The sequence below is a fragment of the Microcoleus sp. S13_C5 genome (assembly GCF_036700845.1).
In the GTDB taxonomy this organism is placed as follows: domain Bacteria; phylum Cyanobacteriota; class Cyanobacteriia; order Cyanobacteriales; family Microcoleaceae; genus Microcoleus.
Genome location: NZ_JAUBPR010000006.1, coordinates 97,071 through 108,070, shown reverse-complemented (window position 1 = coordinate 108,070; position 11,000 = coordinate 97,071). Strand labels below are relative to the sequence as shown.

The 11,000-nt window shown below is 45.8% G+C and carries 7 protein-coding genes and 3 pseudogenes; 4 read left to right on the top strand and 6 right to left on the bottom strand.

Annotated elements, in window-relative coordinates; translation table 11 throughout:
• Positions 1–176: 176 nt before the first annotated feature.
• The 4 genes and pseudogenes from QUA04_RS03465 to QUA04_RS03450 all read right to left on the bottom strand — a co-directional run.
• A pseudogene (locus tag QUA04_RS03465) lies at positions 177–1,148 on the bottom strand (serine/threonine protein kinase); the annotation flags it as partial.
• Between the two features lie 438 nt (positions 1,149–1,586).
• Positions 1,587–3,494: a 1-deoxy-D-xylulose-5-phosphate synthase gene (dxs, locus tag QUA04_RS03460; protein ID WP_333253786.1), complete on the bottom strand. Its 1,908-nt coding sequence runs from the start codon at positions 3,492–3,494 to the stop codon at positions 1,587–1,589.
• 450 nt (positions 3,495–3,944) lie between these two features.
• On the bottom strand, positions 3,945–4,103 hold the full coding sequence (locus QUA04_RS03455) for a hypothetical protein (protein WP_333253784.1): 159 nt from the start codon (positions 4,101–4,103) through the stop codon (positions 3,945–3,947).
• The gene (locus QUA04_RS03450) at positions 4,081–4,263 is read right to left on the bottom strand and encodes a hypothetical protein (protein ID WP_333253782.1); all 183 of its coding nucleotides are present in this window, start codon (positions 4,261–4,263) and stop codon (positions 4,081–4,083) included. The genes QUA04_RS03455 and QUA04_RS03450 overlap by 23 nt, the downstream gene beginning before the upstream one ends.
• A gap of 41 nt (positions 4,264–4,304) precedes the next feature.
• Between QUA04_RS03450 and QUA04_RS03445 the strand changes: the two genes are divergently transcribed.
• A complete protein-coding gene (locus QUA04_RS03445; protein ID WP_333253780.1) occupies positions 4,305–4,517 on the top strand; it encodes a helix-turn-helix transcriptional regulator in 213 nt (70 codons plus the stop codon).
• A 10-nt stretch (positions 4,518–4,527) separates the two neighbouring features.
• On the top strand, positions 4,528–4,740 hold the full coding sequence (locus QUA04_RS03440; RefSeq protein WP_190734145.1) for a helix-turn-helix domain-containing protein: 213 nt from the start codon (positions 4,528–4,530) through the stop codon (positions 4,738–4,740).
• Between the two features lie 130 nt (positions 4,741–4,870).
• Here QUA04_RS03440 and QUA04_RS03435 read toward each other — a convergent pair whose 3' ends face one another.
• Positions 4,871–6,958 (bottom strand): thioredoxin domain-containing protein, encoded by a 2,088-nt coding sequence (locus tag QUA04_RS03435; protein WP_333253777.1) that lies wholly within the window; start codon positions 6,956–6,958, stop codon positions 4,871–4,873.
• Positions 6,959–7,085: 127 nt separating this feature from the next.
• Here QUA04_RS03435 and QUA04_RS03430 point away from each other — a divergent pair, with 127 nt between their 5' ends.
• Positions 7,086–8,660, top strand: a complete 1,575-nt coding sequence (locus QUA04_RS03430; RefSeq protein ID WP_333253775.1) for an outer membrane protein assembly factor BamB family protein — start codon at positions 7,086–7,088, stop codon at positions 8,658–8,660.
• Between the two features lie 402 nt (positions 8,661–9,062).
• Here the strand turns inward: QUA04_RS03430 and QUA04_RS03425 are convergent.
• A pseudogene (locus QUA04_RS03425) lies at positions 9,063–9,296 on the bottom strand (DUF255 domain-containing protein); the annotation flags it as partial.
• A 1,500-nt stretch (positions 9,297–10,796) separates the two neighbouring features.
• On the opposite strand from QUA04_RS03425, the pseudogene QUA04_RS03420 reads away from it, so the two are divergent.
• Positions 10,797–11,000 (top strand): annotated as a pseudogene (locus QUA04_RS03420) (hypothetical protein); the annotation flags it as partial.

Sequence of the window (11,000 nt, the reverse complement as noted above, 5' to 3'; positions counted from 1 at the left end):
CATGGAAATTAGTTTCTACCCATTCCCCCCCAGATGTCAAGCCGGATTTTGTTAAGAAAGATGTGAGTAAGGCATAGGTCCCCAAGGGGGGAAGCAGAGGATGCTGCGGTATTCTCTTCTCCGGGCAAATTTTCCGAAGTCTCTCGAAGAACGCGGGGTTGGGGGGATCGTCCGCCCCCTGCTGCTACTCGCTCAAATGCTGTTAGTAAAGTTTCAATTTCTGCCTCACGTCCGTAAAGTTTTTGGGGAATTTGAAACTTATCAGAAATATCATTGGATGCGAGCCAGAAGTCAGATATATTTCCTGTTTTCTGTAACTGAGATAGACAATTATCCAAATCAGTTTTGAGTCCCCAAGCACTTTGATACCGCTCCTCTGCCGTTTTTGCCATCAGTTTCATTACAATATCTGAAACCGCTTTGGGAATTTCTGAATTAATCTCACGAGGCGATACCGGCACTTTAGCAAGATGACAATGCACCAATGAGAGCGCATCAGCAGACTCAAATGGTAGCTTGCGGGTAAGTAGTTCGTAGAAGGTGACGCCGAGGGAGTAAAAATCCGTGCGGTAATCTAGGGAACGGTTCATCCGTCCGGTTTGCTCCGGCGACATATAGGCTAAAGTCCCTTCTAAAACATTGGGATTTTTTAGGGTAGGATTTTCGCGGCTTAACTGAGTGGAAATGCCAAAGTCGATGATTTTGAGAATTCCCGTTTCTGGATTGAAGACGATATTGGAGGGGTTGATATCCTTGTGGATAATGTTGCTGCTGTGAATTTGACCTAAAATTTCAGTAATTTTGATGGCTATTTTGAGAAATTCAGGCAGAGAAAAGTTAGAATTTGACTCAATACGACTGTCGAGCAGTTGTCTGAATGAGAATGCACCAAAATCCTCAAGGATGATAACTAATGTTCTTTCATATGGTTCTAATCCATAAGTCTTAACTATCCCTTCTCGATCTAAGCTGCAAGTGATTTCATATTCCTGTTTGTATCGAGTGAGTTCCGCAGGTGTAGGATAGTCTTCTTTGAGTACCTTGAGGATAACTGCTCGATCGTCCTGTTCTCGCCTAGCTCGATAGACTGCGGAATTAGCACTTTCGTAGATTTGTGCCAGAATTTGGTATCCAGGAAATTTCATCATAAGTCGCCGTCAAAAATCGTGTGGTAATTGATTGTAAACCTCGCCCGGAGAGAGTTTTCGGACATCTGCGTGAGGTTTTTTCGATCGATTGCACCCAATAATCCGGCTGGATAATGTTTAAACTCCCGATGTCAGAGTTTTGTAGTTTAAGAGGCAGTCAAATTGACCACCATCTGTCAAAATAAGAATGTATGGCTGACGGTGTTCTTTGGACCGGAAACCTCTAACCTAAAATTAGTACGGTCTTTACACTATAACACAATATTTTCTTTATATCAATAAATTTATCACTAAAGGAAAAATTTTTAGCCGAGTTAGATAGTGTCCGGTCAATTCCCTCAGCAACGCGCTTCGCTTCGCCCGCACTCAAAATAATTGGTAGTGAGGACTTTAGTCCTCACTACCAACCTTACATCGACCGGACGCGATATTAGCTATTTACACGCTAACAGGTGACTGTTTGCGACTGAATGTTGCTAAGATGCGATCGCACATTTGCGACGGATTTAATCCCAAACTGGCAAATGATTGTTCAGGCGTTGCATGATCTACCAATGTATCGGGTACACCCAACCGCATCACTGGAACAACAACATTATTGTCCAACAAAGCTTCGGCTACTGCTGAACCAAAGCCTCCCATCAAACAGCCTTCTTCCATTGTGACAACTTTGCCGATTCGCTGTGCCAAAGGCAAGATTAATTCCGTGTCCAAAGGCTTGACAAAACGCGCATTGATGACAGTTGCTTCAATGCCGTGCTCGCTCAGCATCTCGGCGGTTTGCATTGCCGGATAAACCATTGAACCGTAACCCAATATCAGCAAATCGTCGCCGTTGCGGAGAATTTCAGCTTTGCCGATCGGCAATTCTTCCCAACCTTCCTCCATCAAAGGCACGCCATAACCGTTGCCGCGCGGGTAACGCATCGTGATCGGGCCGCTTGTGTGGTTGATTCCCGTGACTATCATCCGCTGCAATTCTGCCTCATCTTTTGGTGCCATTACTACCATATTTGGCAGGCACCGCAAGAAGGCAATGTCGTACATCCCTTGGTGAGTTGGGCCGTCAGCACCGACAATGCCGGCTCGATCCAAACAGAAGAAAACTGGCAAATTTTGGATGCAGACATCGTGAATTATTTGGTCATATCCTCGCTGCACAAATGTTGAGTAAATTGCTACAACTGGGCGCATTCCTTCGCAGGCTAAACCAGCGGATAAAGTCACGGCGTGCTGTTCGGCAATTCCTACATCAATGTACTGTTTCGGCAGTTTTTCTTGAAGTTTATCCAAACCTGTTCCGGTTGCCATAGCAGCAGTAATGCCGACAATTTTCGGATTATCTTCTGCTAGCTTTACCAGGGCGTGGGCAAAGACTTTCGAGTAAGCGGGAGGCTTGGGTTTGGTGGAGGGGATGCCTTTGCCGGTGGCTAAGTTAAAGGGATTTTGGGCGTGATATCCTACTTGGTCTTTTTCGGCGATCGCATATCCTTTGCCCTTCACCGTCACCACATGAACTAACACCGGCCCTTGAATGGTATGAGCTTGTTTGAAAGTGGCAATTAGCTCTTCCAAATTGTGTCCATCTACCGGGCCCATGTAAGTAAAGCCTAATTCTTCAATTACTGCTCCAACTTTCGAGACTGCCAAGCGTTTCATCCCTTCTTTGAGGCGTTCCATTTCAGGAGTAAAAGTTTCGCCGACAAAGGGAATGTGTTTGAATTGTTCCTCTAAGTTATCTTTGAGAAACTGCACCGGTGGCGATAATCGCATCTTGTTCAAATAGCGGGTAATTGCGCCGACGTTGGGCGAGATTGACATCTCGTTGTCGTTGAGCACAACTAACAAATTGGTTTTCGGCATATGGCCCGCGTGGTTGATGGCTTCGAGTGCCATGCCGCCCGTCAATGCACCGTCGCCGATGACTGCTACAGTTTTAAAGTTTTCCCCCTTGAGGTCGCGCGCCATCGCCATTCCTAGTGCAGCAGAAATGCTTGTGGAAGCGTGACCTGCGCCGAAGTGGTCGAATTTGCTCTCGCAGCGCTTGAGATAGCCTGCAACGCCGTCTTTTTGGCGCAGGGTGTGGAATTGGTTGTAGCGGCCGGTGATTAATTTGTGAGGATAAGCTTGGTGGCCGACATCCCAAGTAACTTTGTCGCGATCGAGGTCGAGTGTTTGGTAGAGTGCTAAGGTCAGTTCGACTACACCCAATCCTGGGCCGAGGTGCCCGCCGCTAGCTGCTACTGTTTCTAAATGCTTTTCTCGAATTTGTCGGGCAATTTGTTCGAGTTGATGAATCGAGAGGCCGTGTAATTGGTTTGGGTGAGTCAGTTCGCTGAGATGCATATTTTAAAATCTTGCTCCTGTGAATCAGGACGAATCCTTAAGAGATATAGCTTGTGCCTGCGACGTTGGGTACGCGCCAACGTTAGAATAGTTTAGCGGTTATTTGAGAAAAACTGTTAGGCGTAAGATTTTTGTTATTTTTGACCTGGTAATTATAGTTAATAAATTGCGCGCGGTCAATATAAAAAAAGCTTATGTTTTTATTGGCTAATGGCTAGTTGTTAGCTGCCTGGAGATTGTTAAGCATTTAAAGCTAAATAAGCCCACCTAAAAAAATAGAATACTCACATACCCGACTTCTTTTAGAAGCCGGGTATCTAACAGAAGAACTTTTTACATTTAATTAGAGCGACCTACTTACTTTTTGTCAGAAAAGGACGAGTTCCCTTTTCTATTTATCGGTTTTTCAGTTAAAACAAAAAAGGATCTCGCCCCCATCAATTACAGCATTCACTCTAATTGAGCCGATCGCACTTCTGGCAATTTCTCGGCCCCAGTCGTCTCAAATACGATCGCGTGTTTAGCCATCGGCAACAACCGCCGTAAAATCTGGAGGTATCCCTCTGCATCGCCTCGGCGGTGGAACCTAGCCACAACCAATCGCTGCATATTCGGCAATTGCCGCACGATACACCAGGGATAAGTGTTTAATTTGGGCTTTGATGTTGGTATCATAGGGTAATCCTTCCCCACGTTCGTGGGGTGTGGTAGAAAAGGCGATCGCCCTTAAGTTTTCGAGGCTAGGAGGGCGATCGTTTTTAGTGTACATAGATATTATCCGGTATATATGCACCGAAGTCAAGCAAAAAAATGGGCTACGTGAGACTGCGGATTCGAGAATTAGCTCAGAAGAGAGGTTGGACGTTTAAAGAAGTTGCCGATCGATCGGGAGTCAACTACAACACCGTAAAAAGCTACGGGAGGCGGGATGCTTTGAACACAGTCGATCTGTCTGCTGTCTACAAAATAGCCCGCGCCTTCGACGTGACGATGGAAGATTTGGTCGAGATTTTGGAAGATTGAGGGCGCACTAATGGGCTACGTTAGACTGCGGATTCGAGAACTAGCTGAGCAAAAGGGTTGGACGTTTAGAGAAGTTGCCGATCGATCCGGAGTGAATTACAACACTGTTAGAAGCTACGTTCAGCGCGATGCTTTGAACACGGCCGATATTTCTGCTGTCTACAAAATCGCCCGCGCCTTCGACGTGACAATGGAAGATTTAGTCGAGATTTTGGAAGATTGAGGACTCACAAAATACCCAGCGGGTGCAGCTCCATCGCAGATATTCAAATCACCTCGATAATCTCATAGGCGACGCACCTGACACAATGCGTCGCCTGAAAACTAAGAATCTCGTCAACCCGCTCCCCGTGCTAAACTCGCGTTTGACTTTGGAAAATTTCCTCCAACAGCCGCTCTTGACTTTTCGCAGGTTCCTTGCAAGTCAAACACTCGCAAACTAACCCGACAACCCCTTCAGGCAAATCAGCCTCAATCTGAAAAACAGCAGTCGGATAATACTGCGAAATCAACCCAGTAATTTGATCGGAAGTCGTGCGAATCAGGGTAGAATGCTGATACCAGTCGATCGCCGAAAGTAGACTCGGACAAGCTTGCGGAGCATCTTGTACAATACTGCTGAAAGCTTGCAAACCTTGCTCCGCGCGATCGAGATATTCTAAATTCGGGCCCAACAGCGCGAGGCGAACCAAAGAGGCGATCGCAATTCCATTCGCCGCCGGAGTTGCATTGTCTATATAGCTGCGTTCCCGCACCAACAAATCTCCGCTAGCATCCTTAGCAGTATTGTAATATCCTCCCAATTCCACGCTCCACAAAAACTCATCAAACTCTTCTTGCACCTGCACAGCTTTCTCCAACCAAAACTGAGAATTCGGCAACTGCTTTGCCTCTTCCCCGTTTCCTAAAGTCAAACTCGCTTGGTGCAAATCCAACAAAGCTTTCACCAACAAAGCATAATCTTCCGACTGCGCGGTTACAGCAGAGTGTCCGTCATAATTCAACCGCTGAAACCGCCCATCCGTCCACTGATTGTCTAAAATAAAATTAGTCGCTTTCACAGCTAATTCCAGATATTCCCAATTCCCAAAAACAGCCGCAGCGCGGGCCAAGCCCGAAATCATTAAGCTATTCCAAGCAGCAATCATTTTCGTGTCAGTAACTGCGGGAATTCTACCCGGCCAACTGTCGTTTTTAGCTTCTTGATTGTTGCGGGCTGGCGGAAAGGTTTTTACAGTATCGGGATTGCCACCGTAGCGAACTTGAAAGATTTTAGCCAAAGCCGTTTCTACCGTGTCGCTCAGTTTTCCTGGATGGCGGCGCTGCAATACATTCTTGCCTTCAAAATTGCCGTTGCGACTAACAGTAAACTGTGCTTTAATTTCCGCCAATTCCTCAGCAGTTAATAGTTGTTCCAGTTCGGCATAAGTCCAGACATAAAATGCTCCTTCTTCCGGTTCAACTTCTTCAGAAGTGTTAAAGCTGTCAGCATCCTGTGCAGCATAAAAATAACCTGTCGGCGCGGTCATTTCTCGCTTCAACCATTCTACTGTCCCCGCGATCGCAGTTTCAAAAGCCGGTTCTTGTATTCCCGCGCTCCACAAATTTGCTAAATACTCAACAATTTGACCGTTGTCGTAGAGCATTTTTTCAAAGTGTGGCACAGTCCAAGTCGCATCAACCGTATAGCGGTGAAATCCGCCTCCTACGTGGTCGTAAATGCCGCCCAATGCTAAGTCTAACCCGCGCTGAGTGCAGACTTGTTTGCTGTCGTATTTTGATTCAAAATTAAATCGCGTTCCCCGCAGTGCTAGCTCAGCATAAGGGATCATCGGAAAACTGGGCCCGGGGTTGCTGCCTGCAATAATTCCGGTGTTGAGTTCTAACCCTTTTTGGAAGACTTCGCGATTTAATTCGGCGGTTACTCCTGACAGCGCTGCCGACTGTTGGAGGTTGCCTAAAATCTCTGCTTTGAAGGATTCTACTTTGCCTTTTTCTGTGTCGTAAAAGCGGCGAATTGCTTGCAAAACTTCTAAAAATCCCGGCCGTCCGTAGCGCGGTTCTACGGGGAAATAAGTGCCTCCGTAGAAGGGAACTCGCTCGTCTGGAGTGAGAAAAACGTTGAGTGGCCAACCGCCTTGACCGGTCATCATTTGCAAGGTTTGCATATAAATGCTGTCGATATCCGGGCGTTCTTCACGATCGACTTTTATCGGTATAAAATGCGAATTCATGTATTGGGCGATCGCGCCATCGGAAAATGCTTCCCCTTCCATCACCGTACACCAGTGGCAGCTAGAGTAGCCAATTGACAGGAAAATCGGTTTATTTTCGCTTCGGGCCGCTTCCAAAGCTTCGTCGCACCAAGGCCACCAGTCGATCGGATTTTCGGCGTGTTTCCGCAGGTAAAGGCTTTGGGATTGAGCAAGACGGTTGACCATAATCAAATATACTTTTACTCGTGCTGGGTAAGCTTGTCAGTCCTCTAGCAGTTTAGCGCGAGATGTTTTAGTTGAGTTGTTGCTGATAATTATGTTTTAATATTATGGCTGATTATCTCGATTTAACATGAGCTTATCATCTCGGAGAACCTTCAATAAACAGCTCGGACAATTTTTGCTGAGTGCTGCTGTTCCTCCTGCTGTTCTCAAACTGAGCCAAACTGCATCCTCGGAACAAGCTTTATTAGAAACTAATCTTAACAATTATCTGGCTAAAGCAGACCCAGAAATAGAATTATTAGTCCCGACCTTTTTAGGTAATGACAAGCGCCGTTTCTACGGCAGAGGTGTTCCGAAAAGTTTGAAGTTAATCGACAAATTTGAGCTAGGAAGCGGACGGACTTTTCTGGGAAGGCGATCGCAAATTTGGAGCGGTGCGGGTTGGACTGGACAGCCAACAATTACCAGAGACCGGGGGAAAACTTATTTAATTATAGGTTCTTTCGACCACAATTTGCGAAAAATAGATATTGCTACCAATAAAGAAGTTTGGCGCTATAAATTTGATGATATAATCAAAGGTTCATCAACGATTTATATCGATGAAAAAGCTAGCGCCGAAAACAGAATTGTGATTTTGCAGGGCAGCCGCAGTGGTGGCGGTGGCCAAAGTGTCGTGCCGAGTTTTAGGGCAATATCTTTTAGAACTGGCAAGGAACTTTGGAAATTGGACATCAGGAAAACGCCCAGCTACAGCCGCGATAATGACAGCAGCGCTTTGGACATCGGCGGTGGCGTTTTGTTTAATGCGGGGGAAAATGCGATCGGCTATTTTCTCGATAGTTCGACAAGCCAGGCAAAAATTAAACAAGGAATCAAGCAGCCAAATATCTTGTCGGAAGTACAGCTTTATGCAGCCGGAGATATCAGAAAGCACGGCGGAAACTTGGTAGCAGAATCCTCGCCATCGAGGCTCAAAGATAGAATTTTTATAGCTGCTGGTTCCGGTCATATTTACGGTATTAGCATTGACACTAAAAAGATAGTCTGGGATTTCTATACAGGTTCAGATTTGGACGGAAGTGCTGTAATTTCTAAATCAGGGAAACTGTTTTGTGCCATTGAAAAACAATACATTCAGGGCAACGGCGGAGTGCTGAAGCTGAATCCAAACAAGGAACCGAATGCCAGCGTCGAATGGTTTTTGCCGACTGGTAATCGCCGACTTTCTAGCTGGGAAGGCGGGATAATTGGCTCGGTGGCGTTGAATGACGAGTACAATTCAGGGGAGTTTCCGGCGCTGTTTGCCACAAATGCGATCGACGGCAATTTGTACATCGGTTCCCAAGATATGATTACAGGTAAAAAAAATTCTGTGCCTTGGCGAAACCAGTCTTACGATACTCCGGTAATAGTGTTTAAAAAAGAGATTGGTTCTTCAATTTCGACTCCGATTTTTACCGATGGCAATAAACTGATCAGTGCGGGATACAACGGTGTTTATTTGTTCAATTTGAATTGGGAACGAGCGAAGCCGGGGGATGAGAATGCTTTGAAAAATGCTAAAGGGGAGTTTTACCGTTTGAAAGTAATAGAATCGGGGAGATTTAAGCCGGGTTTGTCATTTGAGGCGACGCCTGTAGTTTGGGACGGAATTGTGAGGATTTGCGCGAGGGATGGCTGGATGTATACTTTGGGTTAGTTATTGGTATTTAGTACCTCTATCGGGAACAGGCAAGATGCCGGTTCCACAATAAGTAGACTCTGTTGTGGAACCAGCATCTTGCCTGTTCTTAAAAGGGTGTTGAAATCGGCCAGTGCCACTACCTGCCGTTTAACAGCGCTTACCGGAAACCTGTTATAGCAATCCTCGCATCATTTGTGAATTTCTTACTCCCTCCCCGCGAGTTCGGAGAGGGTTGGGGTGGGGTAAAAAATTTACGGCTTATTTAGGATTGATATAGCAGCAGTGCACGGGCTTGATTGGTCGCTGTTGATTTTACGAAGGTGGGGCTTGGAATGGCGATCGAACTCAAGGGGAAGAGTACGAAAAAGCGTTTGGGCCGTGGCGGTTGAAGAAACAGGTGGGACAGTGAAAAGCGCTTTTTATCGGTATAAAGTGCGAATTCATGTATTGGACGATCGCATTATCGCAAAATGCTTCCCCTTCCATCACCCTACACCAGTGGCAGCTAGAATAGCCAATTGACAGAAAAATCGGTTTATTTTCCCTCCAGGTCATTTCTCAGGCTTCGTCGCACCAGGCCCACGAGTCGATCGGATTTTCGGCGTGTTTTCGCAGATAAAGGGTTTGGGATTGACCAAGACGGTTGACCATAATCAAATCCACTTGAACTCTTGCTGGGTCAGCTTGTCACTTCTCTAGCAGTTTAGCGCGAGATGTTTTAGCTGAGTTGTTGCTGAGAATCCTGTTTTCATATGATCGCTGATCATTTAGATGTCAAATGAGTCGATCGTCTCGGAGAACCTTCAATCAACCGCTGGGAAAATTTTTGCTGACTCCGACAGTTCCTCCTGCTGTCCTCAAACAGTGCCAAACTGAATCTGGGAATTGACCGAGTGAGAAACCCGCTGAGACCTTGATATTTAGAGAGTTTAGGCTCTTGAACCTCCCTCAAGAGAGTAGTAATTATCACAAGTTTATTGACCATTTTGATGGTAGCGAACACGAACGATCGTCATTAGACCCTGCAGAAAGTCTAAAAATTAGCGATCGCACGCACACATTTTTTTGATAACAAGCTACTCAAACCCTTACTGCGTCAAGTATTTCTACTTGCTTATCACCCGTTAAATCTTGGAATACAGCTTTTTCGGAAAAATAATATTAACCAATTTTTAGCGAAAGCAGACCCAGAAATAGAATTATGAGTCCCAACATTTTTAGATAACGACCACCGCGCCTTCTACGGTAGACGCAGGGCTGTTTCATTCTCTTGTAGGGGCAGCCCCCCGTGGCTGCCCCTATCCTCCCGTGGCTGCCCCAGTCCCACCAAATACCTAACAAATCCTGGATGGGTCGGGTCGGCACGGGGCACGACCCGTACAAGAGGCTGGTTTTCCGTAGGGGCAATCCCCCCGTGGTTGCCCCGAAACAGCCCTGACGGTAGACCTGTTCCGAAAACTATGTCCCAGAAAGTCGAGTCGTCCCTTTACTCGGTCAAAATTCCGGGGTCACAGATAATAACGACCACCGAAACCATTGGTCTCTAAACTGAGATGTTGCCTTAGGATCAATAAGCCTGTTTTGGGCGACCTCTCCGGCACAACCCCTACTCCCCACCAGAAAACTCATTCTTTGTGGAAGGGGCCCCAGAGCCGGTTCTTGGTAATGGTGCAACATATAAGTCTAAATGGCGCTTGTTGCTGAATCGGAAAGCCAGAATCGACGCACCGAATACGATCCAAGATTTTGCCCTGAGTTATAGCCCACATTCCGCAGCTTCAACTGTCACCATCGGTTTTTACCTATTTTTACCCAGCAATCAAGCTATCACTTAAACTTTTCTACCGTACATTAACGGATAAAAAAAAAATTAATGGCATAAATAAGAGTTTAAAAAGAGTTTTATCAGTAATTATGCTGTGTGAAAACCCAGGTTAGGAAGGTGGGTTATAGCTTTTTGAAAGAGAGAAAAGTCAGGACTAAAATCCGGGTGGCAGCACCCCTATTTTTTGATGTACTGCATAGGAAATAGCTAGCTAGAAGTCATCAATTTAGGCATTTTGGCTAAATCCAATCAGCATTTTCCCAATCTTCATCGAATCTTTATCAAAACTACTTGCATTAACCTTTGCTTCCGTTTACATTGAATATGTGAAGGAAAAAAACCTGCTTCCAGGCAACATAAAAATAAAGGTGTCAACCATGAAATTCCAATTAAACTTAGTCAAATCTATTTTAGCTGTTGCCGGTGTCGCCGCTGTTAGTGCAGTATCCGCAACACCTGCCTCTGCCTTCAGCTTTGGTAATATCGCTGGTGGCGATACGGTTGGAGATGCCTATCTAAATAGCTTTTCA